Raw genomic sequence first — 26,851 nt, 5'->3', positions numbered from 1 at the left:
CAGAACAGGACGGCCGGCCACGCGAGGGCTACGAAGGCTCAGACTGGACCGGACTGCTCCGCCGGCAGGTGCAGGTGTTGCAGTTCCTCGGGGACCGGTAGGTCCGGCCGGTTGACCAGCAGCGGCGGTTCGCCACCGGTGTCGGCGCGGGCGGCGGGAGCGTCGGCCAGGGAAAATTGGTCCCGAAGCCGGCCGAAGAAGTCGTCGACGTCGGCGACGATGAGCTTCGCGCGGCGTCGGGCGGGGTAGACGGAGACCCAGTCGCCGGGGTCGAGGATTCCATGTACGCGCCCGTCGACGACGACGGCGACCTGACCCGATTTCGGGAGCAACTGCACGCCCACGGGTTCGTCCGGGGCGGTGACCATGCTGCGGTTGAACGCCATGTGCGGGGCGACCGGGGTGAACACGAGGGCGTTGAGCCGCGGCGACAGGACCGGTCCGCCCGCGGCGAACGAGTACGCGGTGGAACCCGTCGGTGAGGCGACCAGGACGCCGTCGGCGGAATAGGTGGCGAACAGCCGCCCGGACAGGTACACCGCCACGCTGGTCTGCCGGTCTCGGCCGAGTTTCTCGAACACGACGTCGTTGAGGGCGTTCAGGCCCAACGGGACACCCCAACCCACCTCGTCTAGCGTGCTCGGCCGGGGAAGGGGCGGGACGGGATCGGGACCGCGGCCGTACCGCAGCAAGGTCCGCAGCTCCGGTGGGACCTGCAGCGGCCGCGACGCCCGCAGGGTGAGCAGCATGCGTTCCTGGGTGGGTGCGCGTCCGGCGAGGGCGGCGCTGAGCACCCTCGGCAGGTCCGTCGCGGCGAACGGGGTGAGGAAGCCGACCCGGCCGGCCTTCACGCCGAGAACCGGTGCGTCGGCTTCGACGGCTACGGCCAGTCCGCGCAGGAGAGTTCCCTATCAGTGCCATGCTCCAGCGTGGCCCAACGACCGAAGCGAGGCTCAGTGGACGTGGCGGCACCCGCGGTTCACGGCCAATTCGGGCCGGTCCGACTGGGCCCAGAGCATGGTGCCCCCGCTGCAGTCCTACGTCCTGTACCTCGCCGGCACCGCGTCCGCCCTGGTCTCCGCCCTCGCTGCCGCCTCGTTCAACGGAGGAGTCGCCCTGGGCTCCGCGGTCGGCGGCCTCGTCCTGGACCGCACCCCCCACTACCCGGTGCTGGCCGTGGTTGGCGCCTTGATGACCCTGCTCGGGCTGCTCGTCTTCCTGCTCACCCACCACAGGCACCACGCCCGCCAGGCCACGGCACAGGACGATCCAGTGGCCCAGTACGCGTGAACCGGCTCCTGCCCGTCCTGTCACCGGCTCAACGTTGTGCGGGCGGGGACTGTCCCGGTTCGGCGACGTCGGCCGGCAGGCCGAGCGCTCTCGGGTCGGCCGGGGAACGGCTGTCTGGCCCAGCCCGTGGGACGGGAATGGGGCTGAATATGCGAACGGGACATCAGGGGACCGGGCCCGGCGTGATCACCTCGGACGGCTGCGCGGTCGCGCTGCCGAATCGCACCAACGACCATCAAGATCGCGCTGGGCAGATAGAAGAGGCCCACCGAGGCCGCACCGAGGATGACGCTGATGCCGAGCACCGAGGCCGAGGCGATCGCCACCGGCCGCCGCGCGCGCCTTGGCGTGACCAGCGGGGCGGCGGCCACCGCCACCGGGATCAGGAGCAGGGCGGCCATACCCCAACCGGCGACCTCTAGCAGGCTCTCTCGGTCCGTGGTTTCCACCGTCCCGGCAGGCTGACCTGCCTCCGTGGGCGCGCCGACGCCGGTGCGCTCGGCGCCCTCGGCCAGCGGTAGGAACAGCAGCGCGGCGCTCAACGCCATCGTGAGCAGGAAGGCTGCGAACAACCAGCGGTTGTCCGAGACGGTGAGCGACGATCTTCGGTTGCGCGTAACGGCTTGCTGAGACATCCCCGTTTCTCCGTTGTGGTTGTCGTCCTGGCTCCGGCGGCGCGGCCTTGCAACGCACCGCTGACTCCCCGATGCTATTGATGTTTGCTTCTCTTAGGCAGATTCCCACCCACCGTTCGGCTCCTTCGCGGTCGACGCCACGGGGACGTGGCCGGCATGGGTGCCGCCGAGCCCACGTCCGCGATGGGGACTGCGGGGAAGGGGTGTCCACGGTGGCTTCCCAGACCCAGATCGCGCCGCTTGAGCTCCGGGACGGTCAACTCCAGAGTCACCGAGCCCCGCATCGACCCGCTGGGGACGCGCGGTATCGCGCTTGCAGCGCCGGCGCCGTACGTCGGTGGATGGGCCGCGCCACGCTGACACCACCCTTGATCAGCAGCCGACGTCGTCCGGGTGCGTCCAGGACCGCTGGCAGTTCGGCCGTCGCGGCGGGCTCGCCGGCCAGCGGGGGAGCGAGAGCGACGCGGGCGCGTACCGCCGGATGAGGATCGTGCAGACGGTGGCGATGCGCCGCGCCGATGGCCAGGACCACGGCGGTCCGCTCGTCCGGCCCGGACGCCCGGTTCAACTTCTCGGGGCGAGAAGCGTTACCCCACCGCAGGCGCCGATCGTGTGCGCGGCCGCGGTCTGGACCTGCGGGGACGGATCGGACAACGCCGCGGTGGCCGTGGCCAGCAACGCCGGCACGATCTGCCGGCAACCGCGCACGGCCCGGACGTAGAGGGCGCCCTGCAGCCGCCCGTCCTCCCAGATCGCCTCCTCGTCGCCATCGTCGAGCGCCTGGGCCAGAGCGGCGTCCACGTCGAAGTCCGGCTCGGACAGGTCCCTGTCCGTGATGCTGCCCGCCTCGGCCACCGCGGCGAGGAAGTTGAGCAATTCGGCACGCAGGTCGGGATCGGTCACCAGTGGGTCGGCGAGCAGCGCGGCCACCTCGAGGGCGGCCGGCGGGGTTGCGGTCCACGGCGTTCCCTGGTGGATGATCGCCGACCACAGGTGCTCGAGCGCCCTCGCGCGGGCCGCCGGGTCGTCGCCGGCGAGCGCCGCCAGATGGCCGGGGGTGTCCACGGCGAGGCCGTAGGCGTGCAGCAGAGTCGCGTACTCGGTCACGCCGGAAAAATACCCGGTCAGCATCGAGGATCACCGCTCAGCGGTTGTCGGTGGTGCAGCACCCGTCGTCGCACCCGTTGGCGTCGGCGCCCGCGGCGGGGGAGCGCAGGGCAGTGCCGGGAGTGCAGCAACTGTCGCCGCGCCAGGCTTCGCGGCCTTCCTTCACCGCGACCGCGGCGATGACCAACGCGGCGGCGGGATCGGCCCACCACCAGCCGAACAGCGAGTTGACCGCCAAACCGACCAACAGCACCGCCGAGAGGTACGTGCACAGCAGGGTCTGCTTGGAGTCCGCGACGGCCGAGGCCGACCCGAGTTCACGTCCCGCGCGGCGTTGCGCGGCCGACAGGACCGGCATCACCGCCAGGGACACCGCGGCCAGGACCAGACCGATCGTGGAGTGCTCCGCGCGGTCCGCGCCGACGAGCGCGCGCACCGACTCGACGGACACGTACGCGGCCAGAGCGAAGAACGACAGCGCGATGACACGCAGCGCGGCGCGTTCCCGGCGTTCGTGGTCGGGGCCGGAGAACTGCCAGGCCACGGCGGCGGCGGAGGCCACCTCGATGACGGAGTCGAGCCCGAACCCGATCAGCGCGGTCGAGGAGGCCATCCTCCCGGCGCTGATGGCGATGACCGCCTCGGCCACGTTGTAGGTGATCGTCGCGGCGACGAACAGGCGCACCCGCCGGATCAGGATCGAGCGGCGGGCCGGTGACGGGCCAACCGACATCAGCGGAAGTGGCGCGTTCATCAGCAGCACCCCTCGGGCTCGGCGGCCGGGCAGGCGGCCGGATCGACGGCCAGGACCAGGCCGAGCAGGTCCCCGAGGGCGTGCGCGAGGCGCGCGTCAGCGAGCTCGTAGCGGCTACGGCGACCCTCTGGCACCGCGACGACGAGGCCGCAGCCCCGCAAGCACGCCAGGTGGTTGGACAGGTTCTGTCGGCTCGTGCCCAGCAGGTCGGCGAGGTCCGCCGGGTAGCCGGGCCCCTCGCGCAGAGCGAGCAGAAGCCGGGCGCGGACCGGGTCGGACAGGGCGTGACCGAAGCGGGCCAGCACCTGCCCATGCGTCAGAATCTCCACCACCCGACAGTACATCATGCGATGAATAAACAGGATGCTGAACTATTTGGCCAGTCGATCCTGGTCACCGGCAGCGCGGTCCGCCCTGGCCTGAGGATGACCGTCAGGACGGCCCCGACCACGGTGATGGCGGCGCACACCATCAGGATGAGCTGCATGCCCTCGATATAGGCGCTCTGGGCGCTGCTGGCCGGTGCCGGATTACCGACGCGGGCGGCCACGCCGACGGCGCCGGCGAGAGTGGACACGCGCAAAGGCGCCGGCGATCGGGTCGCGTGCGACGTCCGCCGCTTGCGCGGGTAGTCCGCTGACATCGAGCCGGTCGAGGTAGACCTGCGAGAGGAGGCTGCCGAGCACGGCGACGCCGAGCGCGCCACACCGGCCTGACGTAGCGTCATCGTGATGGCCGTCCCGGATCCGGCGCGTTCTGGGGTAGGACCGCCAGCACCGCGGATCACACCCACGCCTGCCACGATCACCGGTACGCACATCTGGCCCAATGCACGCGCTGCACCGGTCACCAGGAGTGGACCTGACGGACGACCGGACATGTCGATGAGGGTGTGTTTGGTCGGCTGGACCAAGGCACCGAGACCGCGGCCGGTGAGCCCGGCGCGGGCGTTGACAATCCGGGTCCAAGAGCAGGTCGCGTTCGTGACTGCTACCTCGATGTGTTCAGAACGTTCGCCGGCTGCGTGGCCTTGAACGTGGCGACGTACCCGTCGAGGGTGTGTCGCGGGGCCCAGCCGAGGCCGCGTGCCTTGGCGGTGTCGGCGCGCCCTCGCACTCGCTCCCCAGGCAGCGCCGGCACCATCTCGATCTCGCCGCCGAACAGCGCGGCAACCTCGCGGATCTCCCATTCGCGGCCGGTGCCCAGCAGGTAGCCGTCACCCGAGCCACGCTCGGCGCAAAGCACGATCCCGGACACGATGTCGTCGACGTGCGTGAAGTCCCGCGTCTGCGTGCCCGGGGCAACCACGGGCAGTGGCTCGCCCAGCTCGTAACGGCGCTCGAAAATACCGATGACGGTCGCGTACTTGCCGCTCCTGATCTGGCCGGGGCCATAGACGTTGTAGAAGTACGTGACGACGTAGTCCAGCCCGAACCAGTCGGCGAAGTTGGCCAGGTACTCAACGTTCTTCGCCTTGGTCCACGCGTACGGGTTGAGCCGCTCGTCCTGCCCATCGTTGCCGAACTTGGAGCTGGAGCCGGCGTAGACGAGTTTGGCGCCGTGAATGTGGGCGAACTTGACGATTTCCTTGGTGCCGCGCAGGTTGAACTCCCACGTCAGGTCGTGGTCTTCGAACGACTGCACAATGCGGGAGTATTCGCCCAGGTGGTAAACGGTCTGCGGAGCGGCGAACCCGTGCTCGCTCCACACCGTGGCGATGTCGGCCGTGCTGGCGTGCACGTACGTGACCCGCTCGTCCGCGATGTGGTTGTCGACGGTGCCGGTGAAGTAGTTGTCGACCGAGACAACCCGTGCCTGCGGAGAATCCTGCAGCAGTCGACGGATCAGGTGGCTTCCCACGAATCCGGCACCACCGGTCACCAGCAGGGTCGGCATGGCCATCAACTGCTCCCGTCGTCGTCCGATCACTTCGCCGCCATGATGCCCTGCACCCCGCGACCAACCAGCAGAGGGGTGCGGCAGGTACAAACACACTCTTCTGCCGCGAATCGAGCGCCACGAAGCGTGACCGCCCCCGAGGCGTCGGCATAGTCGTCCCGCAGCGTGCAGTGCACGCCCCGTAGGATCGCCGGCATGTTAGGGGTGCACTTCGCCATTACATCCGAGCAGGAGCGCTTGCTGCTAGCGGCAGACGACGACAAGGTGGGCGAGTTCCTTGAGGCGATAGAGGAGTCTCGGGACGACGGCGCTTTGACGGTAGACACCGACAAAGCCTGGGACGCGATCCACCGCTGCCTGGCCGATGGCACGCTCGACCCAGACGGCGGCTTGTATCCGTGGTCCCACGCGGTGCTCGGTGGCCGGCACCTCCACGATGACTGTTACGTCGTATACGTGAGCGCCGCCGAGGTGAGAGATGTGGCCGACGCCCTGCGATCTGTCGACCGAACCTGGCTACGCCGCCGCTTCAATGCGATCGATCGCCGCAACTACGACGGTGCCCAGGACGACGAAGATTTTGAGTACACCTGGAACAACTTCGTTGATGTTCAGACGTTCTACGATCGGGCCGCCACGGCGGATCGCTCAGTAATCTTCACCGCCACCTGAATCAAGATCAGGCAGTTCATCTGCCCCTTAGGTGCGAGCCGTTCTGGCATGCTGCTCGGGTCAAGGAGCGTTCGCGTACGCAGCGTCGCGCACCTGCTCCTGAGATATTCCGCCGTGCAGCGCCGCCAGCGCCGCGTCCCGCAACGCCGGTGCCTGCTGCACTGCAGTCGGCGGCGTTGCGATCAGCGTCCCGGACGCACTGCGGGTTTCGATCATTCCCATCTCGCGCAACGTGGCGTACGCCTTCACCACGGTGTTCCGGTTGGCGCCGGGATTGTCTGCGAGTGGCCGGACCGGTGGCAGGCACTCGCCAGGCCGCAGCCCGCCGCTCCCGACCAGAACCGGATCTGCTCGACGACCTGCCGATAGACCGGGATGGCCGACGCCGACTCGTCGGACAGGTTGCTCATCGCGCGAGCGTACGTCGCCCGATTGCCCAGTTCAGTCGCCGCCATCCGGCGCGACGATCTCGCCCTCCTCGTCCATCGGCGGCGGAGCACGTGCGCATCGCATCGCGGTAAGAACAGGGAGCTTGTCGGGTCGATGGTTGTCAGCGAGGGCGCCCGTGGCAACCTGGCCTACCTCCGCGGTCGCAATCGGACTCGCGCCCTCGGTCTGCGGCGAACCTTGGGGGTTCGCCGAAGCCGAAGCCGCGGGGGCCGTTGAGGAGGAGGCAGGGTGGACATCTCGTGGAGCGCTTCGTCCCAGACGTCTGGGACGTTCGTTTCGACTGAGCGCTCGGGTGTCGCTGACCTTGTAGAGCGGTTCAGTGAGTTGCGTGCCCAGGGGCAGGGTTACCTTGAGGTCCGGGGCGATGCCAAGTTCCCTGTATGCGCGCTGGGTTTCCTGGGGTCTGCGGCGGTCATCCATCTCATGTCGGGTACGGGCGCCATGTCACTGCTGGTCGCGGATGAGCCCGGGGAATCGAGTGCGGAAGCCCTGGTGATGGACGACCTGGTTGAGTTCAGCGCCGGCTTCGTGCTGGATCTCGATCGCGCCTGGCAGGTGGTCGAGGAGTTTATCCGCACCGGTGATCCTGCCCGCGCGGGAGATTGGTTCGAGTTGTAGCGATGCGGCGTGGCTCCGCTCTCCACAGGTGACGGCGCTTCCATCTCTCGTCGCCGGCTCGGAACTCCTGCAAGAGCCGCAGGGCTGCCTCACGGTCGGTGGTCTGGCAGCGGAAGTGTCGGTCGATGGAACCTTCCTGATACTCCAGTGCGTATGTCCCGGCGGGTACTCCGGCAGCGTCGCCGTAGCCAACCTGGACGAACCATCCGTCGGCGCGTTCGAGAAGTACGTATCCGTTGTTCTTGCGGACCTGGCCGATGATCCATTCCAATCGGCGCGCGTCGGGGTCAGGCATCGTCGGTAAGCTTTGCGACGAGAGCGTGAAGGGCGCTGCGTGGCCCGGCGCGTTCGGGTTTACGACGTGGTAGCCCGGTTCGTAGCAGACGAGGCCGTGCTCGGCGGCGAGCGTCAGGACGGCGCTACCAACCTCTTCCGCTCGCGACCAGACGCACGAGACGGCCACGATCGCGTCGGAACGCTCGGGAGTCATGCTCCATACTCCGAGCCGGTCGATGTCATCATCGCCGAGACTCTCCAGCGGCGGGAAGCGATCGAGCAGTGCGTCATAGAACCGCCCCACCGCGGGGTGCGCGGCGAACGATTCCTGTCCGCCGTGGCCCCAGCGCTCCAGCTTTGCTCGCGCCTCGGCCGCAGTGACCGGTTTGTCCTCGTGCCAGATGTATAGGGAAAAACTCACCGCAACCTCAAGTGCCTCAGCCAGACCGGCGACGACAGTCTAGGTCCCGCGACCCGTAGCAGCGGATTCCGGTGGGCCGCTCCCCGTCCTCGGCGGACGGGAAGCGGCTCTCTCCGCGACCGTCAGAGCCCGATGTTGTCGGCGAGCGTGGCGTTCGGCGCGGTGACGTTCAGACCGCCGGTGCCCATCGAGCGCCAACGGGTGCCGCTCACCGTCATGCCCGCACCGGTGGAGATGCCGACCGCGTACTTGGCGGAGCCGTACACCAGGTTGTCGCGTACCAGCACGCGGTCAGAGTTGATCACGTTGATCGCGTTCAACGTGTTCCGCACGTCGTTCGAGGCATCCTGCACGGTGTTGTCAATGACCTCGATCAGATCAACGTTCGTCAGCAGGATGCCCTCCTTGCCCGACCGGTAGATCCGGTTCCCACTGACCCGGGACACCTCGGCGGTGTCGATCTGCACACCGTAGGCTCCTGGGGCGAGGTGAACGCTGTTGTCCGCGATGGTGATACCGGTGACCTGGGATGGCGGCTTGGCATCTATCCGCCCGCCGTAGACACCGAACCCGGCCTCGCTCGGGTTCGACACCGTGTTGCCCGTGATCACCACGCCCGCGATCAGCCTGTTGTCCAGCTGGCTGTTGACCCGTACGCCCTTCTTCGGGCTGCTGAAGACGTTGCCGGTAATGGTGATGTTGCTGCTGGCTTCGTCGCCGATGAACACGCCATCCTTGCCGCCGTGGGTGCTGTTTCCCACGATCGCCATGTCCCGGCAGCCAAAGCAGTCGATGCTGTTGTCCACGAACCCGATGATGGTGTTGTTCTCGATCCTGCCGCCGCGTCCGTACGCGTTGGAGATCCCCTGGAGATCGGTCTCGGTCGTCTCGCCGACACAAACGATCTTGTTGCCCCGGCACTCGTAGAAATTGATACCCGTCGCTGCGGCCTCACCCCGGAAGTAGACGCCCCAGCGGCAGTTGAGGAGTTCGTTGTCCACCACGGAGCAGTGGTCCGCAGCGAGGATAAGCAAGGTGTTGCGGTAGTTGGCGGTACCGGCCCCGACAACGCGCGCCCCGCAGCGGTCGAAACGGCATCCCACGATCCGCGTCCGGTCGGCACTCACCACGATCGCGGAGCGCGCCGTGTCGATAAACTCGCACCGCTCGATGGTCAAACCGACGGCGGACTCCACGATCACCCCCGCTCCCTCGGGCTGACCGTTGCCGTCGAACCGCAAACCGCGCAGCGTGTGCGCCGCGTTTTTCGCACGCAGCAAGTTCACCGGCGCACCCGCGCGTATCGTCGCACCCTGCCCCATCAGCACCCTCGGTGCGGATTTATCCAGGCCCAGTTCCGCCGTGATGCGGTAGACCTTTTCCGGCCCGCCGAAGTCGATCACCTGGGCCCCGGTGAGCGCGTCGTTCAGCGCCTGCGTGTCGTCCGCGACACCGTCGCCGATCGCGCCGAAATCCGCTGGCGATACCGCGCCTGCCAATACGGCAGCGGCAGGAGCCGCACCAGCCAGGGAGGGCTGTGCCAGCACCGCCGCGCCGGCTACCACCGGCACCCCTGCAAGCAACGCCCGTCGGCCGAAATTCCGAGCACTCATCATCGATTCCCCTTCTGCTGGGTCTGCCTGCGATGCAATCTGTCAGGGTTCATGTCGCGGCTCAATGCGCCCGGAGGCTTTCGGAGTGGGCGAGAAGCGCTTCGTACCATCCGGCGGCCATCTTGATGTAACCATCTCCGTTGGGGTGAAGGGTGTCGGTGAAGTCGTCCACGGTCAACCGGTTGAACATGTCGACCACGTATACGTTGAAGCCCGCCGTTTTCTTCTCCTGCGCGATGTGCGCTACGTCGGCGTTGTAGGCGACGGTCTGACTGGCCTTCGTCGCGTCGCCGCCTCGCCTGCGCACAATCTGCGCGACAAAGAGGTGGACGTCGGGCACTATGGCGAGAATTTGGTCGAGCAGGTTGCGCAGCCGATCGGCCGCGCCCTCGAAGAGGCCGGCATTGATGTCGTTGGTACCGATGTGCAGCAGCACCACGTGTGGCAGGTGGCGCTGTATCGCCTGGACGATGATCGCGGAGACATTGCCGGTCTGGTCGCCCGACTTGCCCTGGTGGTCGCGGTCGCCCAGGTCGAGCGGCGGCCCGGACATCGCGCCGCCCACAAAGTCGACTGGGTACCCGGCTGCGGTCAGGCTCTTCCACAATCCGACGCGGTACCCCCCGAGCTCCGCGTCGAGAGCGGCACCGTCGCCAACCCCGACGGTGATCGAGTCACCGAGCGGCATGATGCGTACCGCGCTGGTGTCGAGGGAGGCGTTGTCGGCGTACACGGTGTTCGGTGCGCTGCTGTCGACACCGCCCTTGAGGCCACGCCACCTCGTACCGGTGGCCGTCATGCCGACACCGCCGGTGACGCCGATCGCATACCGTGTGCTGCCGTACGCCAGGTTGTCCCGCAGCAGCACCCGGTTCGAGTCGATGACGCTGATCGCGTCGATCGTCTTCGCGGCGGAACGACCCGCGTCCAGCATCATGTTGTTGTTGACGGTGATCAGGTCCACGCCCTGCAGCAGGATTGCCTGATGGTTCGGACGGTGAATGCGATTGCCACTGATCCGGGACACCTCGGCGCTCACCATCCGCACGCCGTAATCACCGGAGTCCGCGATGTGCAGGTCGTTGTCCGCGATGGTGATCCCGGTGACCTGCGCGGTGCCCGACTCTTCGACCAGGATCCCGGCGTCGGTCGGCCGCGACACCGTGTTGCCGCTGACCACGACACCCGCGATCAACGCGACACCGCTGGCGACCCGCACACCACGGGCCGGACCGTTGAAGACGTTGCCGGTAATGGTGACGCTGTCACTGGCATCACCACCGACATATACACCATCCGAGCCCCCCTGGGTGCCGTTGCCCACGATCGCCACGTCACGGCCACCGGCACAGGAAATGCTGGCGCTGGAAAAACCGCGTACCGTGTTGCCCTCGATCCGTGCCGAACGGCCGAAACTGCTACCAATGCCGACCGAGCCACCGGGCGGAGGGCTGCCGCAACCGATGGAGTTACCACGGCATTCGTAGAAACTGATGCCTGTACTGGCATTGTCGGCTTGGTAGGTGACACCGGAATCGCAGTCACGCAACTCGTTGTCCACCACCGAACAGTGGTTGGCCGCCTCGACGACAATGGTGGAATTGAGTGGCGACTCGACCCTACGCCCACAGTGGTTGGCACGACAGCGCACGACCCTCGTCCGGTCCGCCCTAACCACTATCGCGGCACCCGCCACGTCGACGAACTCGCACCGCTCGATCGTCGTACCCCCGGCGCTCGGCTCCACGACCACACCCACGCCGGCGTGCCGACCGTTGCCATCGAACCGCACCCCACGCAGGGTGTGTGCGGCGTCGCGTACATACAGGAGGTCCACCGCCGCACCCGCGCGTACCGTCGCACCCTCAGCCGTCAGCACCTGCGGTCCCGACTGCTGCAACAACAGGGTGCCCGAAACCAGGTAGACCTTCTCCGGCCCGCCGAGATCGACCAGACGGGCCTGCGTGAACGCGGCGTTCAGCGCCGCCGTGTCGTCCGCGACACCGTCGCCGACCGCGCCGAAGTCAGCCGGGGACACCACACTGACCAACCCCGCACCAGGAACGACCGCACCGGCCGCCGAAGGCTGCGCCAGCACCGCCGCACCAGCGACCACCGGCGCCCCGGCAAGCATTGCCCGCCTGGTCAATTGCTGCCCGCCCACACTCGTCCTCCCGTCACGGCAAAATGATCTTCGTAGAGGCTAAGCGCTACTTACCGTCCCCACTGCCCTGTCTTCCAGTGACACCATCGGCCGCATCCGTCGTGCGACCAGGCAAGGGCATGAACCGACCCGACTCAGAACCCGCACCGTGTTGTTTTGTCACAGCGGTGACGATTCACGCCCCGCCGTGCTGGTCCGAAGTTCCGGCGGTCGACATGATGCGGTGGTCAGGACATCCGGAGGTGGTCGCGCAGGGGTCCGGGTGACCTGCGCCATCAACGCCTCCGCGTCGGGCTGGACGACGGCCGGCACACGGGATTCGGTGAGGGCGGCGACCGCGTACGGCTGCCCGTCCGCGTGCTCGATGCCCCGACCTCGTTGCGGAGATTGAGTAGGGTGCCGGTCTTCGACGACCAGCGCGACGCGTCCGAGGCGAAGTCGGGCGCGAGCCGTTGCCGGTGCACGTTGTCGGCTATCAACCCACGAACCCGTTCGGCGGTCGAGGGATGCACGGTCGAGGGTCGCCACAGGCCCTGGAACAGATCCACGAAGGCCCTGACCGACCCAACGTTTGGCGCGGCTGACGTCGAGCTGCGGCACCGGGTGACCGTGGCCAGGGGTCGCCACCGCGATGGTGAGGGAGTGCACGAGATTGGCCTCCATCGGGCCCAGTCGCTCGGCCGGCCATGGATCTTGATGGTTTGCGCGTTCGCCATCATCGGCGCGGCACGTGGCACGGGTCGACTTCTGGCCGAGGCGTTCGCCGAACGCGGCGCACAGATCTTCCTATCGGCCCTCGACGTGGTGGCGGCCCAGCGGGTTGCGGATGCGATCAGCCGGCGGGGGCAGGCCGGGCTGACGCGTTTCATTGCGACCTCGCCGCACCGGATTCGGTGCGTGGGTTCGCCGCGGCCGTGGCGGACCGGACGAGCTACCTCGATGTGCTGATCAACAATGGTGCCGCATACATCGAAGGTGACGACCTGGCAGGCGTCTCGGACGACACGATCGAGAAAGTGTTGGCTGCGGGCGGCACCGGCACCGTGCTGCTGACCAAGCATCTGCTGCCGCTGCTGCGGGCATCGTCGCGGCCCGACGTCGTCAACATGATCTCCACATGCGGCGAGGTGGGGCACCGCCGCTCGGGCGCGCATCCCGCGTTCTACGCGGCCAAGCATGCCCACGCCGGGCTCGCTGAGATCCCCTCGCACCGGCTCCGGCCAGAAGGAATCCGGGTGATTTCCCTTTTTCCACCGGACTTCGTTCAGAACGGGCCGCGGCAGGCGGATAGCGACCTTACTGCGCAATCGGTCATCGACTGCGTGGTCTTCGCGGTTGGTCAACCACGAGACTGCTTCATCCGCGAGTTCCACTTCGAGCAAGTACGAACTTCACACTCCTGAGCGCCCGCGGTCGCGAAGCGGCTGGGAGAGTTCGCGCGAGTCCTTCATGTCAGTACGTCGCGCAGATCCTGGGTAGGCCAGCCGGCGTCCAGCCAATCGGAGCAGCGCGGCTGGCTCTGGATTCGGACCGGCATGGACCCGCCCGGCTGGCCTGCCGAGCGTGTCGAGCTGGCGGTGGGGATGGCTCAGCAACGCGGTGCCTGCCCCGCGGTTCTGCTACTCGGGGCTGACGGCGACATAGGCGAGGTAGTGGTGTGGCTCGCTTGGGTGAAACGCCTCGAACACCGCGTCGAGGAGGGCGAACTTCGGCGCGTACACCCCGGTGGCCGCTTCCAGCGCTGCTGGATGCCCTCCTGAATCCTTGGGCGGGGTTCGGGGCGCGGGTACCGGATCGCGATGATCATGGCTCGATCAAGCCCTGCCGAAAGGCGTACGTGACGGCCTGTGCCCGGTCGCGGGCGCCGATCTTCGCGAACAGGTGGTTGATGTGACTCTTCACTGTTCCTTCGCTGACGACCAGGTGAGAGGCGATCTCGGCGTTGGACAAGCCACCGGCCATCAGTGACAGCACCTCGGCCTCGCGGGGCGTGAGACCGTCCGGGAACCTTGATCGTGGCGTCGGCTCAGTTGCGATCGCGTCGATGAGGTGGCGCTGCACGGCCGGGTCGACGACGGCGTGGTTGTCCAGGACCTGCCGCAGCGCCTCGGAGATCTGCGCACCGCTGGCGTCCTTGGTGAGGTAGCCGCGGGCGCCGGCGCGAAACGCGTCCAGCACCGATCGATCGTCCGAATACGTGGTCAGCACGACCACCTTGGTCTCGGGCACCTCGCTGCGCAGGCGACGGGTGGCCTCGATCCCGTCACACCGTGGCATGCGCAGGTCCATGAGCACGACATCCGGTCGGAGGGCCTCGGCGAGCGTGACCGCCTCGTCGCCGTCGGCGGCCGTTCCGACCACCTCGAAGCCCTTCATCAGAGCGAGCACCATGGTCAGGCCCTCACGGACCACGCGCTGGTCGTCGGCGATGAGCACCCGGATCATGTCGGCACTACCAGATCGACCCGAAACCCATGATCGGTCGTGCCCGCGCTGAGCGTGCCGCCGAGCAGCTCGGCCCGCTCACGCATCCCGGTCAGCCCGTAGCCGCCCGTCTCGGCAGGGATCACGAGACCCCGGTCGGTGAAGTCCTCTACGGTCAGGCGGGTACCGGTCGATTCGTAGGCAAGACGCAGTGAGACCCGGGTCGGCGACGCATGCCGGCGCACGTTGGTAAGTGCCTCTTGCGCCACCCGGTAGAGGGCCAGACGAGCCTCCGGTCTCAGCGAGCGTGGCTCGCCGGACACCGCGAAGTCGCACGGGACGGACTGATCTTGGCTGAATTGCTCGGCCAGCGCAGCCAGCCGGTCCGGTCCGGGCAGGTCGTCGTCCCGCAGCATCCCGATGGCCCGGCGAGCTTCCTCCAGGCCGCTACGGGCGAGATGATGGGCGCGGTCGACGGCGACGGGCAGGCGCGGATCGGTCGGATCCTCAGTGATCAGCATGCGCGCCCCCTCCAGGTGCAGCAGAAGTCCCGACAGCGAGTGGGCGAGCACGTCGTGCATCTCCCGGGCCAGCCGTTGCCGCTCGGCCAAGCCCGCTGCCTCGGCCAGCGCCGCCTGGCCGGCTTCGAGCTCGGCGAGCAGCCGCTTGGTCTCGCGCTGCGACTCGGCCAGCCGGAACGCCAGGTAGAGCGCGCCGAACAGCACGGCGAACCCGGCGAGCACGGCCAGGAAGCCAAAGTCCTGCCCGGTGATCGACGCCAGCATCTCGAGTACCACGAACGCCACGATCAACGCCGGGACGGCCACCCGGACGGGCATCAACGCGGTCGCCGCGCACAGCACCGCCACCAGCACCGCCACCGAGCCCGGACCGCTCGGCTGTACCGCGACTAACGTCACCGAACCAACCAGCATCGCCCCGACGAAGACGGCGTGCGCCGGCCGGATCGGCGCCTCGGCGGTCGCGTTGCGGCCGAACACTCCGGCCACGAACACGACGGTAGCCAGTACGACGATCAGCCGCGTCCCGGTCAGCCCGAATCGGGGCTCGGCGGTGGCGGCGGCCCACACGAACCACGCCAGCATCAGCGGTGTCAGCAGTTGCATCCACCGTACGACCCGGAGACGGGTCAGCGCGGGCTCCTCGGTCTGCACCCCACAAATCTAGAGGGATGTCGCCGCAACAGCATCGGCGCAGAGGCTGTAGACGCGTCTCCACCCTCGGGTGGAGACGGGACTTCGATCCGCGCGCCGATGCCTGACCCCAGCCCCGAGACGCAGGCTGGGCGGCATGAAAAAAGACCACCTGAACGCCGTCGTCAAGCTGCTGACCGCCTTCCTGGTGATCAGCGTGTCCACCTTCCTTGCCGTGGTGCTGATGCGCCACGACCCGGCACTTGTCACCACAGCCGTCTGGGTTCGTACGCCACTGGTCGCCGCCAGTGCGGCAGTGCTTCTTCTCTTTGCCCACCGCGCAGCCGCCGGTCACCGTGCCTCGTTCCGCCGGCTGCGCATCATCTCGATGGTGGTGCTGGCCGCGATCATCGGTGTCGTTGCCTGGCCGGGCGCGTTCCCCACCTGGCTGCGCATCGAGCAGGCTGTGTGCGGCGCTCTGATGCTCAACGTCGTGATTCGCGCGAATCTCCGTACGGTCCGGTCGTCCATGGAGGCCACCCCACAGGAACCAACGCCCATCGCTGTCGTGCGCACGTCAGGGCCATAGCCGCGATACGCACGCTCGTCGTACGTAGCGGGCGTCCTCGGCGGCTTCGAGTACGAGCCTGGCCCGCACGATCGGGGCGGCTCGGTGGACAGCAGGCACTCCAGTGCACTAAACGGCGTTCGGGGCACCAACCGTGCGCAAACGGACGGGCGGGACGCAGGCGTGATCCGCGCGAAATCACCCTGTTCGTTCAGCAGATCCTCGGCTACTCGCCGCTGCGGACCGGCATTGCCTTTTTGCCGTTCGCGCTCGGGATCGTGGTGACGGCGACCGTGGCGGGCAGGGCGATGACGCGTACCGGCCGCCTTTTCGATGGCGATGTCCTCACGGCTTTCGGTGGACGACAGCCCGGCCGCCGCGGCGCTGGCCGCCACCGGCGGCACCACGGTCGGCGGGAATGTCAGCTACTGGGCCAGGTGTTCCCGTACCTGATCACCATGGCCGTGGGCATGGGAATGGTGCTGGCCGGCCTCACCCCGGCCTCGCTCTACCGGTTGGCACCGCAGGACACCGGCGTCGGCTCCGGCCTGTTCAACGCCGCCCAGCAACTCGGTGGATCAGTCGGCCTCGCCGTACTCAGCAGCGTGTCCCTGCACTTCGCCGGGCAGCGCACCGAGCAGGTGATCGGCCCGATCACCACAGCGCTTCCTGGCGACCCCGAGGCCGTGGGGCGGGCGCTGTTGCGGGCGAGCTTCACCGAAGGAGTCACCCACGCCTTCCTGGTGGGCTCGATCCTCCTGCTGATCGCGTCGCTGATCGTCTGGATGAACACCCGCGTCCAGCCGAACGACGCAGGCACCGACGACCCAAGCATGGGCTGACTGTGCGTCCCCCAGCCCCAGGTAAAACACCAGCGAACCTGCCCACGGGGTCCATGTCGATCCACTCCTGCAGCAACCCCGGCCGGCGCGGCACCAGTGCCGTTGCACCATAGTCAGACAATCTTTATATTGGCGATCATGTCGAAGGCCATGCGAGAACCGACGTTCTGGATCCTGACCGCGCTGGTCGATCAACCACGGCACGGGTACGGCGTGATCCAGACGGCCGAGGCGCTCTCCGAAGGCCAGGTCAGGTTGCAGGCCGGCACCCTCTACGCGGCGCTGGACCGGTTAGCCGCCCAAGGACTGGTCGCGATCGACAGAGAGGAGATCGTTGAAGGGCGTCCTCGGCGCTACTACCGCCTCACTGACGACGGCGCGGCGGCACTCGCTGAGGAGACAGCGCGACTGGCCCGCAACGCTAGCACCGCATCGCGGCTGCTGAACGCCTCGCGGCCTGGCCCGGCGTTCGCATGAGCCGCCGCCTCGCCACCCCATATCGCCTGCTGCTGCGCGTCTACCCGAAGGGCTCACGTCGCGGAGAACTGGCAGACACGCTGCTCATGGCTGCCGAGGCCGGACACGTCGGGCCTGGCCCTATTGAGACGCTCAACCTGCTTCGGCACGGCATGCGGGCCCGACTCGGTCGCCCCCTCAACAGGGGCGTGGTCGTGCTGGCTATCTTCGCCTCAATTATCTCCGGCTTTCTGAGCGCGTCGCTGGCGAACCGTATTGGTTGGGAGGCGGCGCCGGCGCTACCAAGCGGCGCGGCGCGGACTCAGCTCGCCCAGATGCTCACCCCAGGCTTATCGGCACAATCGTACGGAAGGTCGGACGCCCTCTTCCGCAACAACGGTGGTGAGACCGATGCGGCGTCGGTCAGCTACAGCACCGATCGAACGCCTGCGACCGAGGACGTCGATGCCTATCTAGCCGGCCTGCAGCAACGCCTGGAGGCGGCCGGCTGGCGCGTCACCGACACCTACTCGACCAGCCCGACCGACATCGAAACCGGCGCCCGGCAAAACAACTCGCAGGCGTTGATCGCACGCAACGACGCACTCGTGCTGTCGTTCGAGGACTACTTCGACGCAGCGTCCGCCGAAGGCGGGCTCAGGGTCTCGATCTACCGGGCGGAACCACGCTGGCTCACCGGTTCGACGCTCGCCGTCGGCCTGCTCGGCATGCTGGCTGGATGGCTGCTAGCCGGCTGGGCCAGCCGCCGTCTCGAGCACCGTCCGTTGGCAGCCTTTCTCGCTGCCACCACCGCCATCGGCGGTCTCGTCTTGCTGATCCCCGCCTGGCTGCTCGGTAGTCTGCAATACCTGGGCATACTGTCAGGCACGGCCCTGCCTGACTCGCCGTTCTGGCATGGCCTGGTGCCCACCGACGATTTTGGCGGCATGGCCTACCCCGCCGGGGCGGCGATAACAGCAGCCATCGCCGTGGCCGTGCTCTGCCCGTCCCGCCCCGCCCCGGCCCGCACTCGCCACCGACCCGGGCTCAGCCAGTAATCTGACCCACGAGGCCAACCTCGACCAAGATCAGAAGTAGCCGCCGACCGGGCGCGGCGTCGCGCCGATCACCATCTGCAGCGGCCCCCTGCCGGTGGGCACATCCGGCTTTGCCGCTGATCGAGTGTCGCCTGGTCTGGATGGCCTAACGATCGTCTATTTTGCCGGCATCCACTTCTAGCCGTCGATGGTGCGTGGGGTAGCTACCGGCGGTCCCCTGAGGCGTCGGCGTTGGCCATGAACGCCTGCCCCAAGGTGGAGGCCGGATGGCGGTAGTCCTCAATGAGCGGCTCCACCAATCGTCCGTCGGGCTCGAAGGCATCACGCAAGCCCTTCGCCAGACCCGGCTCCAGGGGACCGGACCCGGGTCGTCGAGGACCTGCTCACTCCTCCAGACCGTTGCCCCAGACCCATGCGGCGATGCCGACCCGGTTGCGGACGTCCAGCTTGCGCTGGACGTTGGCGACATGGGTCTTGGCCGTACCGGCCGAGATGAAGAGCTCTGCCCCGATCTCCGCGTTGGTCATCCCCTTGGCGACCAGCCGGGCGATCTCCGTCTCCCGGTCGGTCAGGGAGTCCACCGGCTGCGCGGTCCTGGGCCGGCCCGCGTCCCGGTAGTGCTGCAGCAGACTGACGGTGAGCGATGGGCTGATCAGCGTCTCGCCCGCCATGGCTGCCCGCACCGCCTCCACCAGCAACGTCGGCCCCGAGCGCTTCAACAGGAAGCCGCAGGCGCCGTTGCGCAGTGCGGTGTGGACGTACTCGTCGAGTCCGAAGGTCGTCACCACCACCACCCTCATCGGAGGCTCGACGCCGGGCCCAGCGAGCCGCCGGGTGACCTCCAGGCCGTCCAGGCGCGGCATGCGGATGTCAGCGAGCACGACATCCGGGCTCAATGCCGCGGCGAGCTCGACGGCCTGCAGGCCGTCGGAAGCCTCACCGATCACCTCCATGTCGGGCTGGGAATCCAGGATGAGGCGGAACCCAATCCGTACGGACTCCTGGTCGTCGGCGAGGAGTATGTGGATGGTCACGATCGGTACCGTAGTGCGAATTCGCGCCGTTCAGCCACCGGGACCGCATGCGAATTTTTCGTCGTCCAGGACGCGCCCCGCACTGGTGGTCGCTTCGCCATCGACACCGAGAGCCGGATCCTCCAGGCCGTCTCGCCCAGCTCCGACGTCTCGATGGCCGACCTGGCGATGAACCCTGCTCACCGGGGCGACACTGGTGCTCCCGGACACCCACCACGCACCGGCGGGCGAGAAACTGGCCGCGCTGGTCGCCGGTCACGGCGTCAACCACCTGCAGATCACCGCGGGTGTGCTCGCCACGGTGCCGCGCACCGGACTGAGCGGATCCTGCGGATCGGTGAGCTCAACAACAACTGTTCCCTCACCTCACCATCGGATACGTACCGGAGGTATTAGACGGGGACGTCCTGCTGTTCGTCGCCACCCGCGACGAGGGCGACCCGGCGGGGAAGACCGAGCGGTCCGTCGCGAAGCTTCAGCGCTGTGCCACCGGGCGGGTCGAGGTCGAGGGGATCGACTTCGAGCACCGCCAGCTCCTGCAGGCCGGGCCGGTCGCCGAGGTCGGCAGCGCCCTTCAGCAGAGGCTCATCGGCCTTCGGGACTGAGCGGGCCGTCCCGCTGTCCGGCCCGGCCGTGCCAGCTCTGCCGATCGGCAGATGTGCCGGACGGCCGGGCCCGGAATGCTGACCTGTGAGGTTGATACAAGGAGGAAGCGTCATGAGTCAGGCGGCCGAGCACGTGTCATCACGGACGACGGACGGTGCACGTCCGGTGCGGGGGCATTTCAACCGGACGGCCCTGATCGGCTACGCGGCCTTTCTCGCACTTCTGCTGTACGGGCTGGCCCACACCTACTGGGCTCTCGGCGGGGACGGCTTCCCGTTCGGCACCGACGACGCCAACCCTGAATACTCGGCCTTCCAGCACGTCGGCCGCGACCGGCTGGCACCGTGGATCGCGGGCGGGTTCCTGGGCAGCGCCGCGGTCGCGCTCCTCCTGGCGCTGCCGGGCCGGCGGCGGATCCCCACCTCCGTGCTGATCGGTGCCTCCGTGTTCTCGGCGGCCGCAGTGCTCTGCACGCTCGCAGACTTCCGGCTCCTCGGCAATCTCGCCTATGTCTTCATGCTGAAGTTCAGCGCGATCAACTGGACCGTGATCAACCAGCTGTTCGCGGTGGTCTCGGTGAGCCTCATGGTCGCGTCGGCGGTCGTCTACCAGCGCCGCACGTCCGGTGCCTGCACCCGCTGCGGGCGTACCGATGCCGGCGCCGGCTGGACCTCGCCCGAGGTCGCCGTCCGCTGGGGCAAGAGGGCCGCGTACACGGCGGTCGTCGTCCCCCTGCTGTACGCCAGCACCCGGTGGGCCTGGGTCCTGGGCTTCCCGCTCGGCATCTCCGACGAGCTGTGGGAGGAGGGCAAGAAGGACCACCTCTGGATCGCCGGTGCCGCGCTCGCCACCATGGGGGCGCTCGGCTCGCTGCTCACCCTGGGCCTGGTGCAGCGCTGGGGCGAGGTCTTCCCCCGCTGGATGGTCGGCCTCAGGGGCCGGCGGGTGCCCATTTCGCTGGCGGTCGTCCCGGCCACACTGGTCTCCATCATGGTGACGATCGCCGGGGTCATGTACATCCGGCTGCACTTCCAGGGCGCCTTCGACAACCAGAAGGACGACTGGGGCGCCACGGTCCCGGAGATGGTCTGGCCGGTGTGGGGCATCGCCCTGGCGGCCGCCACACTCGCCTATTACTTTCGGCGGCGCGGCGTGTGCAAGAGCTGCACCCGCGGCTGAGAAACAACAAGGGCCCGGAACCAGGTGACTGGTTCCGGGCCCTCGTCGTCAGCGGGAAGGGTCAGGTCGCCCGGCGGAAGGTGCGGATCGCCAGCGGCGCGGTGACGAGGACGAGCACCACGCAGCAGGCGAGCGTCGCCAGGATCGTGCCGAGGTCGGGGCCGCCGAGCGCCAGGCTGACGCCGTCGAGAGCTCGTGTGGCTCCGAACGACTTCGTCACGTCGGAGAGGCCGATCATCATCGTGTCCATGGAGTGCCCCTCCCTCGGTACCGGATATGCCCACCACGGGCCGCCGGACATATTCGGCGAAGACGGAAAGGAACTGCGGGGGACGTCGCCTGCAGACGTAGCGGTGCGGCCGGCATCGGAAGAGGGGTCGATCAGAACTCTGAAAGTGGCGTTGTCGGACGCCGGGAGAAGCGGAGTGCTCAGCCCAGTGGCAGGAGCGCGGTGACCCGCCAGCCGTGCTCCCCGTGGACGCCGAACTCCAGGGTGCCCCCAAGCGCCCGGGCGCGTTCGGCGAGCCCTTCCAGGCCGGTGGACCCGTGTCGCCCTCGGTCACCGAAGTGCCCGCCGCCGGCCTCGCTGACGGAGGGGGAGCCGTTGGTGACGGACACGGTGAGCACCGGCTCCGGGCGCTCCGGGCCGGACGCCACGGACACTGTCACCCACGGCGTCGTGGCGGCGTGCCGGCGTACGTTGGTCAGCGCCTCCACCACCACCCGGTGCGCGGTGCTCGCCACCTCGCGGGGAACCCGGCCGATCTGCTCGGGCGACCGGTCGATGTGCAGGCGCACTTCGGCCCGGCCGCCCGCCCGGAACCGGTCGACGACGTCCACGATGTCCTCCAGGCCGTAGGTTCCCGGCTGTGACTCGTCTGCGGCACCCCGGCTGCCCGAGGCCGTTGCGTCGGTGGACCTGAGCATATGGACGGTGCGGTCCATGGAGCCGAGGGCCTGGCGACCGGAGGCCTCGATCTGCTGCAGGAGGGGTAGCACCTTCTCCGGCTGATCCGCGCCGATCACCTGTGCCGCCTGGGCCAGCACGACGATGCCCGACACGTCGTGGGCCACGAGGTCGTGCAGGTCGCCCGCCAGTTGGAGGCGCTGGCTGCGACGGGCCTCGTACACCGCTCGGATCCTGCGGGACTCCAGGGCGCGCAGGCCGCCACCCGTGGCGGCCGCAGCGATGGCGCCGAGCGCGAAGAACGCGCTCTGCGCGGCGATCTCCATCGCGGTCGGGGGGATCTGGAGCCGCAGGAGTGCCGTCGACGCCAGAACCCCGAGCACGGTGCAGAGCACGACCGCCTGCCGGATCTCGGCGTACCGGGCAACCAGACAGCTCAGCAGCAGCAGCCCGGTGATCTCCACCAGCGTGGCCACCCCGGTCGCATTCTCCGGTGCCGGAGGGTCGCCGAACAGGGTGCCGAGGGTGGAGCTCACGGCTACCCCGACGGCAGCCGCGAGGACGACCCGGTCCCGGGCGTGCAAGGAGGCGACGGCGAGAGCGCCCAGCACCGCGGCCATCATGGGCAGGACCGCCCGCCAGCCCGCCGCGGGACCCGCCAGCAGACCGGCCGACACCACGCAGAACGCCAAAACCGCGCAGACCGGACCGACCGCACGCTCCCGGAGGCGGCTCTGGATGCCGTTCCCGGTGTTCGTCACCATTCCCGGGACTCTACGCGTCCGTCAGATTCGCCTTACCTGTCAGCTCGCTGAAGTCGGGAGCCGGGACCGGGCGCGGGAACGCGTTACCGGGCCTCTCTACGGTCCTCCGGGTGCATCGAAAAGTCAGCTATCGATCCGCTGTGGAATTGTTTCGCGGGTGCGGTGTGAACAATGTCGGTGTCGGTGCACGCAGGGGGACGACGTGTCCGGTGAGCGCGAGTCCGAACTGGAGCGGCTGGTGCCGGAATGGCATTTCAGGGAAACCCACAGTCTCCCGGTTCCCGGCACCACCGCCGAGGTCATGGCGGCCGCGCACGCGACGACGTGGTCCGAGGCTCCACTCGCCCGGGCCCTGGTCGCGATCACCGGAGCGGACGTCTCGGCGTGGGGCACATCGTCGCCGACTTCCTGAGCGGCATGGGCGAGGTGCTGCCCACCGGGGACGAGGAGTTCCTGCTCGCCGCAGTGCAGGGCACGGGCGACACCCCCGCCCCGACGGCAGCGTCGTGGACATCGTGACCGGCATCGACCTGCTCGCCTGGACCCAGGCTCTGCTACTGGACGGCGATCTGGCCACCGCCGAACCGAAGAAGCTGCGCTACCGGCTGCTGCACGTCGCTGCCCGAATCACCCGCACCGCCCGACGGACCCGCCTCGCTATCGCCGCGAACTGGCCCTGGACCGATGCCCTGACCCCATGGCGCGGGCGTCCGCCCTCAGCGCGGGTCGTGGGTCGGCTCCCAACAGGCCATTGCGGCGGCCCCGTTGAGCGAGTCGACGCCGGGACGCATCACGTCGATGGTGCCGGCTCGCCTGGTTGGGTCTGCTCGACGGCGTGGTGCAGTGCGCTGACGATGGCTGTGGCGGCGGGCGGATCCGGCGGATGGTGGGACGAAGCCCGCTTGGTCGCGGGCCTTGAGGAACTCGCGGCGGCGGCTTTCGCAGCCCGCCATCGAGGCAGAGTCGCGGTTGCCGCACAGTGCCCGGGCGGCCGGCCTGGACAAGGTCCTTTCCGACGATGCCATGCTGAAGAGATCCTGACCCACCAGGTGCGGCCCAGTTGTCCCGGAAAACCTTGGCCGGCACCGGCGAGACGCTGCAGGGCGACGACGTGGCGCCCATGTCGGGCGACACCGGCGGTGGAGTGGTGAAGACGGGCTTACGCTATTGTGCTAGCCATGCCCCGCGCCGATCTGGACAAGAATCCACGTGAGGTCGCCACCATGTTCGACGGGGTGGCGCGACACTATGACCTGGCCAACACGGTGATGTGTTTCGGGCTCGATCGGTATTGGCGCCGGGAGACGCGTAAGGCGCTCGGTCTGGAAGCCGGCGACCGGGTTCTCGATCTGGCTGGTGGCACCGGTGCGTCGACCGTCGAGCTGGGCCGGTCGGGCGCTTTCTGCGTCTGCGCGGACTTTTCCAAGGAGATGCTCAGGCGCGGACGCGAACTGGGCCGTGACGTTCCGATGGTGGCCGGGGACGGGCTGCGTTTGCCGTTTAGGGACGATACTTTTGATGCTGTAACCGTTTCGTTCGGGCTGCGTAACATGAATGACACGCGGGCGGCGCTCACTGAGATGGCGCGGGTCACCCGACCCGGCGGTCGACTCGTCGTCTGTGAATTCTCGACGCCGTTGTTTGCGCCTTTCCGTGCGGTCTACCAGAATTACATCCCGCGCGCGCTGCCCGGCCTAGCCAAGATCGTCTCCTCCAACCCTGAGGCGTACGAGTATCTTGCGCAGTCCATCCGCGACTGGCCCGGTCAGCAGCAGCTCGCTGCCACTGTCGCCGCCGCCGGGTGGACGCAGGTGGGCTGGCGAAACCTCACCAACGGCATCGTCGCGCTGCACCGGGCGATCAAGCCCGTCTGATCGCGGTACGCGCCACCGTCCTGCCCTCCGCCCCGGCGTGTCCCGCCGGGGCGTTGCGGTGCCGCGCCGGTCGAAGGCGCGTCGAGTGTCGCGAACTAGCACGCGATCCGGACGCCTGGAAGATCATATCAGCGACTTCAAATCAGCATTGATGCAACACGATGAGCAGACAATACTGCAATGAGTCAGGCCGGTCACTGGTGTTCGGCTGCGATGCTGGTATGGCTGAGACGCGAGGTAATGAAGGCCTGTGCGGACGCCGACGGAAACAGATGCGGAAAACGTTCGGAGCTCCACCCCTATCGCAATTATCGGCATTTCCTGCCGGCTTCCCCGGGCAAACGGTCCGGACGCGTTCTGGCAGTTGCTGCGCAGCGGTGGCAGCGCTATCCGTGAAGTTCCCCTAGAGCGTTGGAACGTCGACGAATACTTCGAATCCGGAAAGCCGGGACCGGGTCGGGTTAATTCTCGATCGGGTGGTTTCCTGGACAGCATCGACGGTTTCGATGCCGGCTTCTTCGGAATCTCTCCGCGTGAGGCGGCCACCCTCGATCCGCAGCAGCGGCTGGTTCTGGAACTTGGCTGGGAGGCACTCGAGAACGCCGGCACGCTGCCCGCCACCCTGCGCGGCACACGTACCGGTGTATTCGTCGGCGCCACCGCCGGCGACTATGCCGGGCTGATCGACCAGCAGGGCGCGCAAGCGTACGCCCGCCACACGATGACCGGCCTGAACCGAGGGCTGCTCGCCAACCGCCTTTCGTACGTCCTCGGCTTGCGCGGCCCGAGCCTGACAGTCGACACCGCCCAGTCGTCCGCTCTCGCCGCCGTGCATCTGGCCTGTGAGAGCCTGCGCCACGGCGAATCCAGCCTGGCCCTCGCCGGCGGCGTCAACCTCAACCTCGCCCCGCACAGCACCGTCGCGGCCGCGCAGTTCGGCGCGCTCTCCCCGGACGGCCGCTGTTACACGTTCGACGCCCGCGCGAATGGCTACGTGCGTGGCGAGGGTGGCGGGTTCGTCCTGCTCAAACCGCTTGCCGCCGCCATGGCGGACGGCGACCCGGTGTACTGCGTGATACGCGGCAGCGCTCTGAACAACGACGGCGGCGGCACCGGCCTCACCGCGCCGCACCAGGCGGCGCAGGAGGAGGTGCTCCTGCTGGCGTACGCCGCCGCAGGGGTCGACCCGGCGGCCGTGCAGTACGTCGAGCTGCACGGCACCGGAACCCGGCTCGGCGACCCGATCGAGGCCGCGGCGCTGGGCGCGGTGCTCGGCGCGGGACGCGACCCCGGCATGCCGCTCGTGGTCGGCTCGGCGAAGACCAACGTGGGCCACTTGGAGGGGGCCGCCGGTATCGTCGGCCTGCTCAAGACCGTCCTCGCCGTCCGGCACCGTGCGGTGCCCGCCAGCCTCAACTTCGTCACGCCGAATCCAGCGATCGCGTTCGACGAGTTGCGCCTGCGCGTCCAGCAGGAGTCAGGTCCGTGGCTGCGGCCCGAGATGCCGCTGCTGGCCGGGGTGAGCTCGTTCGGTATGGGCGGCACCAATTGTCACGTCGTCGTGGAGCAGGCGCCGGAGGTGCCGGTCGAGGAGCCGGTTGGGGTTTCGGGGCCGTTGGTGGAGTCGGGTTTGGTGCCGTGGGTGGTGTCGGGGAAGTCGCCGGCTGCGGTGCAGGCTGGGCTGGCCGCGCTAGACAATGTGGAGGCTGACGCCGGTCAGGTGGCGTGGTCGTTGGCCACTGCCCGGACCCGGTTTGATCATCGTGCGGTGCGGTTGGCCCCGGATCTGGTGGTGCAGGGCAGCAGGGTTTCGGCTGATGGTCGTGTGGTGTTCGTGTTCCCCGGCCAAGGGTCGCAGTGGGCCGGTATGGCCGAGGACTTGATGGCCTGCTCGCCTCGGTTCCGCAGTTTCATGGGTGAGTGTGAAGCGGCGCTGCTGCCGTTCACCGGGTGGCGGTTGACCGAGGTGTTACACGACCTGGACCGGGTGGATGTGGTGCAGCCGGCCTTGTTCGCGGTCATGGTCAGCCTCGCGAAGTTGTGGCAGGAACACGGGGTGCTCCCCGCTGCGGTGATTGGTCACAGT

30 protein-coding genes and 3 pseudogenes are annotated in these 26,851 nt (G+C 68.3%); 14 read left to right on the top strand and 19 right to left on the bottom strand.

Annotated features, from left to right (window positions below; all coding sequences use genetic code 11):
* Window positions 1–38: 38 nt before the first annotated feature.
* Window positions 39–851 (bottom strand): NAD(+)/NADH kinase, encoded by an 813-nt coding sequence (locus tag ACLQ28_RS18085; protein WP_425687443.1) that lies wholly within the window; start codon window positions 849–851, stop codon window positions 39–41.
* Between the two features lie 166 nt (window positions 852–1,017).
* Here ACLQ28_RS18085 and ACLQ28_RS18080 point away from each other — a divergent pair, with 166 nt between their 5' ends.
* Window positions 1,018–1,290, top strand: a complete 273-nt coding sequence (locus tag ACLQ28_RS18080; protein ID WP_425687442.1) for a hypothetical protein — start codon at window positions 1,018–1,020, stop codon at window positions 1,288–1,290.
* A 20-nt stretch (window positions 1,291–1,310) separates the two neighbouring features.
* On the opposite strand, the gene ACLQ28_RS18075 is transcribed toward ACLQ28_RS18080, so the two are convergent.
* The 6 genes from ACLQ28_RS18075 to ACLQ28_RS18050 form a co-directional block, all read right to left on the bottom strand.
* Entirely contained in the window at window positions 1,311–1,925 is a 615-nt protein-coding gene (locus ACLQ28_RS18075; protein ID WP_425687441.1) for a hypothetical protein, read from the bottom strand.
* Between the two features lie 564 nt (window positions 1,926–2,489).
* Window positions 2,490–3,032, bottom strand: coding sequence for a hypothetical protein (locus ACLQ28_RS18070; RefSeq protein WP_425687440.1), 543 nt, complete (start codon window positions 3,030–3,032; stop codon window positions 2,490–2,492).
* 37 nt (window positions 3,033–3,069) lie between these two features.
* Window positions 3,070–3,786 (bottom strand): cation transporter, encoded by a 717-nt coding sequence (locus ACLQ28_RS18065; RefSeq protein WP_425687439.1) that lies wholly within the window; start codon window positions 3,784–3,786, stop codon window positions 3,070–3,072.
* Window positions 3,786–4,130 carry an ArsR/SmtB family transcription factor gene (locus ACLQ28_RS18060; RefSeq protein WP_425687595.1) on the bottom strand — a complete coding sequence of 115 codons (345 nt, stop codon included), beginning with the start codon at window positions 4,128–4,130 and terminating at the stop codon, window positions 3,786–3,788. Before ACLQ28_RS18060 ends, ACLQ28_RS18065 begins: the two co-directional genes overlap by 1 nt.
* Complete coding sequence (locus ACLQ28_RS18055) at window positions 4,130–4,363, bottom strand: hypothetical protein (RefSeq protein WP_425687438.1); 234 nt, start codon at window positions 4,361–4,363, stop codon at window positions 4,130–4,132. The genes ACLQ28_RS18060 and ACLQ28_RS18055 overlap by 1 nt, the downstream gene beginning before the upstream one ends.
* Before the next feature lie 413 nt (window positions 4,364–4,776).
* The gene (locus tag ACLQ28_RS18050) at window positions 4,777–5,715 is read right to left on the bottom strand and encodes an NAD-dependent epimerase/dehydratase family protein (protein WP_425687437.1); all 939 of its coding nucleotides are present in this window, start codon (window positions 5,713–5,715) and stop codon (window positions 4,777–4,779) included.
* A 165-nt stretch (window positions 5,716–5,880) separates the two neighbouring features.
* Between ACLQ28_RS18050 and ACLQ28_RS18045 the strand changes: the two genes are divergently transcribed.
* Complete coding sequence (locus ACLQ28_RS18045; RefSeq protein ID WP_425687436.1) at window positions 5,881–6,357, top strand: YfbM family protein; 477 nt, start codon at window positions 5,881–5,883, stop codon at window positions 6,355–6,357.
* Window positions 6,358–6,417: 60 nt separating this feature from the next.
* Here ACLQ28_RS18045 and ACLQ28_RS18040 read toward each other — a convergent pair whose 3' ends face one another.
* Both ACLQ28_RS18040 and ACLQ28_RS18035 read right to left on the bottom strand, forming a co-directional pair.
* On the bottom strand, window positions 6,418–6,660 hold the full coding sequence (locus tag ACLQ28_RS18040) for a hypothetical protein (protein WP_425687594.1): 243 nt from the start codon (window positions 6,658–6,660) through the stop codon (window positions 6,418–6,420).
* Window positions 6,603–6,767 (bottom strand): hypothetical protein, encoded by a 165-nt coding sequence (locus ACLQ28_RS18035; RefSeq protein WP_425687435.1) that lies wholly within the window; start codon window positions 6,765–6,767, stop codon window positions 6,603–6,605. Before ACLQ28_RS18035 ends, ACLQ28_RS18040 begins: the two co-directional genes overlap by 58 nt.
* Before the next feature lie 268 nt (window positions 6,768–7,035).
* Here ACLQ28_RS18035 and ACLQ28_RS18030 point away from each other — a divergent pair, with 268 nt between their 5' ends.
* Window positions 7,036–7,425, top strand: a complete 390-nt coding sequence (locus ACLQ28_RS18030; protein ID WP_425687434.1) for a hypothetical protein — start codon at window positions 7,036–7,038, stop codon at window positions 7,423–7,425.
* Here ACLQ28_RS18030 and ACLQ28_RS18025 read toward each other — a convergent pair.
* The 4 genes and pseudogenes from ACLQ28_RS18025 to ACLQ28_RS18010 all read right to left on the bottom strand — a co-directional run.
* The gene (locus tag ACLQ28_RS18025) at window positions 7,376–8,122 is read right to left on the bottom strand and encodes a hypothetical protein (RefSeq protein ID WP_425687433.1); all 747 of its coding nucleotides are present in this window, start codon (window positions 8,120–8,122) and stop codon (window positions 7,376–7,378) included. The genes ACLQ28_RS18030 and ACLQ28_RS18025 overlap by 50 nt on opposite strands.
* Window positions 8,123–8,244: 122 nt before the next feature.
* Complete coding sequence (locus tag ACLQ28_RS18020; RefSeq protein ID WP_425687432.1) at window positions 8,245–9,738, bottom strand: right-handed parallel beta-helix repeat-containing protein; 1,494 nt, start codon at window positions 9,736–9,738, stop codon at window positions 8,245–8,247.
* A gap of 58 nt (window positions 9,739–9,796) precedes the next feature.
* Window positions 9,797–11,899: a right-handed parallel beta-helix repeat-containing protein gene (locus tag ACLQ28_RS18015; RefSeq protein WP_425687431.1), complete on the bottom strand. Its 2,103-nt coding sequence runs from the start codon at window positions 11,897–11,899 to the stop codon at window positions 9,797–9,799.
* A gap of 159 nt (window positions 11,900–12,058) precedes the next feature.
* Window positions 12,059–12,583, bottom strand: a pseudogene (locus tag ACLQ28_RS18010) (serine hydrolase); the annotation flags it as partial.
* A 2-nt stretch (window positions 12,584–12,585) separates the two neighbouring features.
* Between ACLQ28_RS18010 and ACLQ28_RS18005 the strand changes: the two are divergent.
* Window positions 12,586–13,302: pseudogene (locus tag ACLQ28_RS18005) on the top strand (SDR family NAD(P)-dependent oxidoreductase).
* A 400-nt stretch (window positions 13,303–13,702) separates the two neighbouring features.
* On the opposite strand, the gene ACLQ28_RS18000 reads toward ACLQ28_RS18005, so the two are convergent.
* Together ACLQ28_RS18000 and ACLQ28_RS17995 are read right to left on the bottom strand one after the other, a co-directional pair.
* Complete coding sequence (locus ACLQ28_RS18000) at window positions 13,703–14,344, bottom strand: response regulator (RefSeq protein WP_425687430.1); 642 nt, start codon at window positions 14,342–14,344, stop codon at window positions 13,703–13,705.
* Window positions 14,341–15,498 (bottom strand): histidine kinase, encoded by a 1,158-nt coding sequence (locus ACLQ28_RS17995; RefSeq protein WP_425687429.1) that lies wholly within the window; start codon window positions 15,496–15,498, stop codon window positions 14,341–14,343. Before ACLQ28_RS17995 ends, ACLQ28_RS18000 begins: the two co-directional genes overlap by 4 nt.
* 136 nt (window positions 15,499–15,634) lie before the next feature.
* On the opposite strand from ACLQ28_RS17995, the gene ACLQ28_RS17990 reads away from it, so the two are divergent.
* The 4 genes from ACLQ28_RS17990 to ACLQ28_RS17975 all read left to right on the top strand — a co-directional run bounded on the left by ACLQ28_RS17990 (window position 15,635) and on the right by ACLQ28_RS17975 (window position 18,401).
* On the top strand, window positions 15,635–16,066 hold the full coding sequence (locus ACLQ28_RS17990) for a hypothetical protein (protein ID WP_425687428.1): 432 nt from the start codon (window positions 15,635–15,637) through the stop codon (window positions 16,064–16,066).
* Between the two features lie 257 nt (window positions 16,067–16,323).
* Window positions 16,324–16,887, top strand: coding sequence for a hypothetical protein (locus ACLQ28_RS17985; protein ID WP_425687427.1), 564 nt, complete (start codon window positions 16,324–16,326; stop codon window positions 16,885–16,887).
* Window positions 16,888–17,025: 138 nt separating this feature from the next.
* Window positions 17,026–17,364, top strand: coding sequence for a PadR family transcriptional regulator (locus ACLQ28_RS17980; RefSeq protein ID WP_425687426.1), 339 nt, complete (start codon window positions 17,026–17,028; stop codon window positions 17,362–17,364).
* Window positions 17,361–18,401: a hypothetical protein gene (locus ACLQ28_RS17975; protein ID WP_425687425.1), complete on the top strand. Its 1,041-nt coding sequence runs from the start codon at window positions 17,361–17,363 to the stop codon at window positions 18,399–18,401. Before ACLQ28_RS17980 ends, ACLQ28_RS17975 begins: the two co-directional genes overlap by 4 nt.
* 383 nt (window positions 18,402–18,784) lie before the next feature.
* On the opposite strand, the gene ACLQ28_RS17970 is transcribed toward ACLQ28_RS17975, so the two are convergent.
* Both ACLQ28_RS17970 and ACLQ28_RS17965 read right to left on the bottom strand, forming a co-directional pair.
* On the bottom strand, window positions 18,785–19,435 hold the full coding sequence (locus ACLQ28_RS17970; protein ID WP_425687424.1) for a response regulator: 651 nt from the start codon (window positions 19,433–19,435) through the stop codon (window positions 18,785–18,787).
* A gap of 392 nt (window positions 19,436–19,827) precedes the next feature.
* Entirely contained in the window at window positions 19,828–19,962 is a 135-nt protein-coding gene (locus tag ACLQ28_RS17965) for a hypothetical protein (RefSeq protein ID WP_425687423.1), read from the bottom strand.
* Window positions 19,963–20,152: 190 nt separating this feature from the next.
* Here ACLQ28_RS17965 and ACLQ28_RS17960 point away from each other — a divergent pair, with 190 nt between their 5' ends.
* Complete coding sequence (locus ACLQ28_RS17960) at window positions 20,153–21,220, top strand: hypothetical protein (RefSeq protein ID WP_425687422.1); 1,068 nt, start codon at window positions 20,153–20,155, stop codon at window positions 21,218–21,220.
* 61 nt (window positions 21,221–21,281) lie between these two features.
* Here the strand turns inward: ACLQ28_RS17960 and ACLQ28_RS17955 are convergent, their stop codons facing one another.
* Window positions 21,282–21,470, bottom strand: a complete 189-nt coding sequence (locus ACLQ28_RS17955; RefSeq protein ID WP_425687421.1) for a hypothetical protein — start codon at window positions 21,468–21,470, stop codon at window positions 21,282–21,284.
* A gap of 179 nt (window positions 21,471–21,649) precedes the next feature.
* The gene (locus ACLQ28_RS17950) at window positions 21,650–22,891 is read right to left on the bottom strand and encodes a sensor histidine kinase (RefSeq protein ID WP_425687420.1); all 1,242 of its coding nucleotides are present in this window, start codon (window positions 22,889–22,891) and stop codon (window positions 21,650–21,652) included.
* 202 nt (window positions 22,892–23,093) lie between these two features.
* Here ACLQ28_RS17950 and ACLQ28_RS17945 point away from each other — a divergent pair, with 202 nt between their 5' ends.
* The 5 genes and pseudogenes from ACLQ28_RS17945 to ACLQ28_RS17925 form a co-directional block, all read left to right on the top strand.
* Window positions 23,094–23,303, top strand: a complete 210-nt coding sequence (locus ACLQ28_RS17945) for a hypothetical protein (RefSeq protein WP_425687419.1) — start codon at window positions 23,094–23,096, stop codon at window positions 23,301–23,303.
* The gene (locus tag ACLQ28_RS17940) at window positions 23,276–23,410 is read left to right on the top strand and encodes a hypothetical protein (RefSeq protein ID WP_425687418.1); all 135 of its coding nucleotides are present in this window, start codon (window positions 23,276–23,278) and stop codon (window positions 23,408–23,410) included. Before ACLQ28_RS17945 ends, ACLQ28_RS17940 begins: the two co-directional genes overlap by 28 nt.
* 5 nt (window positions 23,411–23,415) lie before the next feature.
* Window positions 23,416–23,586 (top strand): annotated as a pseudogene (locus tag ACLQ28_RS17935) (transposase); the annotation flags it as partial.
* Between the two features lie 483 nt (window positions 23,587–24,069).
* Window positions 24,070–24,765 carry a demethylmenaquinone methyltransferase gene (locus ACLQ28_RS17930; protein WP_425687417.1) on the top strand — a complete coding sequence of 232 codons (696 nt, stop codon included), beginning with the start codon at window positions 24,070–24,072 and terminating at the stop codon, window positions 24,763–24,765.
* Window positions 24,766–25,015: 250 nt separating this feature from the next.
* On the top strand, window positions 25,016–26,851 hold a 1,836-nt coding region (locus ACLQ28_RS17925), incomplete at its 3' end, for a type I polyketide synthase (RefSeq protein ID WP_425687416.1).

This window comes from Micromonospora sp. DT201, from assembly GCF_049841575.1.
Lineage (GTDB): Bacteria > Actinomycetota > Actinomycetes > Mycobacteriales > Micromonosporaceae > Micromonospora.
The sequence above is the reverse complement of the archived record's forward strand: the minus strand, read 5'-3'. Positions and strand labels throughout refer to the sequence as shown.

Excerpts from the sequence above, each read along its gene's own strand:
- ACLQ28_RS18000 (WP_425687430.1), bottom strand. The coding sequence starts at position 14,344 with ATGATCCGGGTGCTCATCGCCGACGACCAGCGCGTGGTCCGTGAGGGC.
- ACLQ28_RS17955 (WP_425687421.1), bottom strand. The coding sequence starts at position 21,470 with ATGGACACGATGATGATCGGCCTCTCCGACGTGACGAAGTCGTTCGGA.
- ACLQ28_RS18065 (WP_425687439.1), bottom strand. The coding sequence starts at position 3,786 with ATGAACGCGCCACTTCCGCTGATGTCGGTTGGCCCGTCACCGGCCCGC.
- ACLQ28_RS17960 (WP_425687422.1), top strand. The coding sequence starts at position 20,153 with ATGAGTCAGGCGGCCGAGCACGTGTCATCACGGACGACGGACGGTGCA.
- ACLQ28_RS18075 (WP_425687441.1), bottom strand. The coding sequence starts at position 1,925 with ATGTCTCAGCAAGCCGTTACGCGCAACCGAAGATCGTCGCTCACCGTC.
- ACLQ28_RS17980 (WP_425687426.1), top strand. The coding sequence starts at position 17,026 with ATGTCGAAGGCCATGCGAGAACCGACGTTCTGGATCCTGACCGCGCTG.
- ACLQ28_RS17930 (WP_425687417.1), top strand. The coding sequence starts at position 24,070 with ATGCCCCGCGCCGATCTGGACAAGAATCCACGTGAGGTCGCCACCATG.
- ACLQ28_RS18080 (WP_425687442.1), top strand. The coding sequence starts at position 1,018 with ATGGTGCCCCCGCTGCAGTCCTACGTCCTGTACCTCGCCGGCACCGCG.
- ACLQ28_RS18035 (WP_425687435.1), bottom strand. The coding sequence starts at position 6,767 with ATGAGCAACCTGTCCGACGAGTCGGCGTCGGCCATCCCGGTCTATCGG.
- ACLQ28_RS17950 (WP_425687420.1), bottom strand. The coding sequence starts at position 22,891 with ATGGTGACGAACACCGGGAACGGCATCCAGAGCCGCCTCCGGGAGCGT.
- ACLQ28_RS18045 (WP_425687436.1), top strand. The coding sequence starts at position 5,881 with ATGTTAGGGGTGCACTTCGCCATTACATCCGAGCAGGAGCGCTTGCTG.
- ACLQ28_RS18020 (WP_425687432.1), bottom strand. The coding sequence starts at position 9,738 with ATGATGAGTGCTCGGAATTTCGGCCGACGGGCGTTGCTTGCAGGGGTG.
- ACLQ28_RS17975 (WP_425687425.1), top strand. The coding sequence starts at position 17,361 with ATGAGCCGCCGCCTCGCCACCCCATATCGCCTGCTGCTGCGCGTCTAC.
- ACLQ28_RS17990 (WP_425687428.1), top strand. The coding sequence starts at position 15,635 with ATGAAAAAAGACCACCTGAACGCCGTCGTCAAGCTGCTGACCGCCTTC.
- ACLQ28_RS18060 (WP_425687595.1), bottom strand. The coding sequence starts at position 4,130 with ATGTACTGTCGGGTGGTGGAGATTCTGACGCATGGGCAGGTGCTGGCC.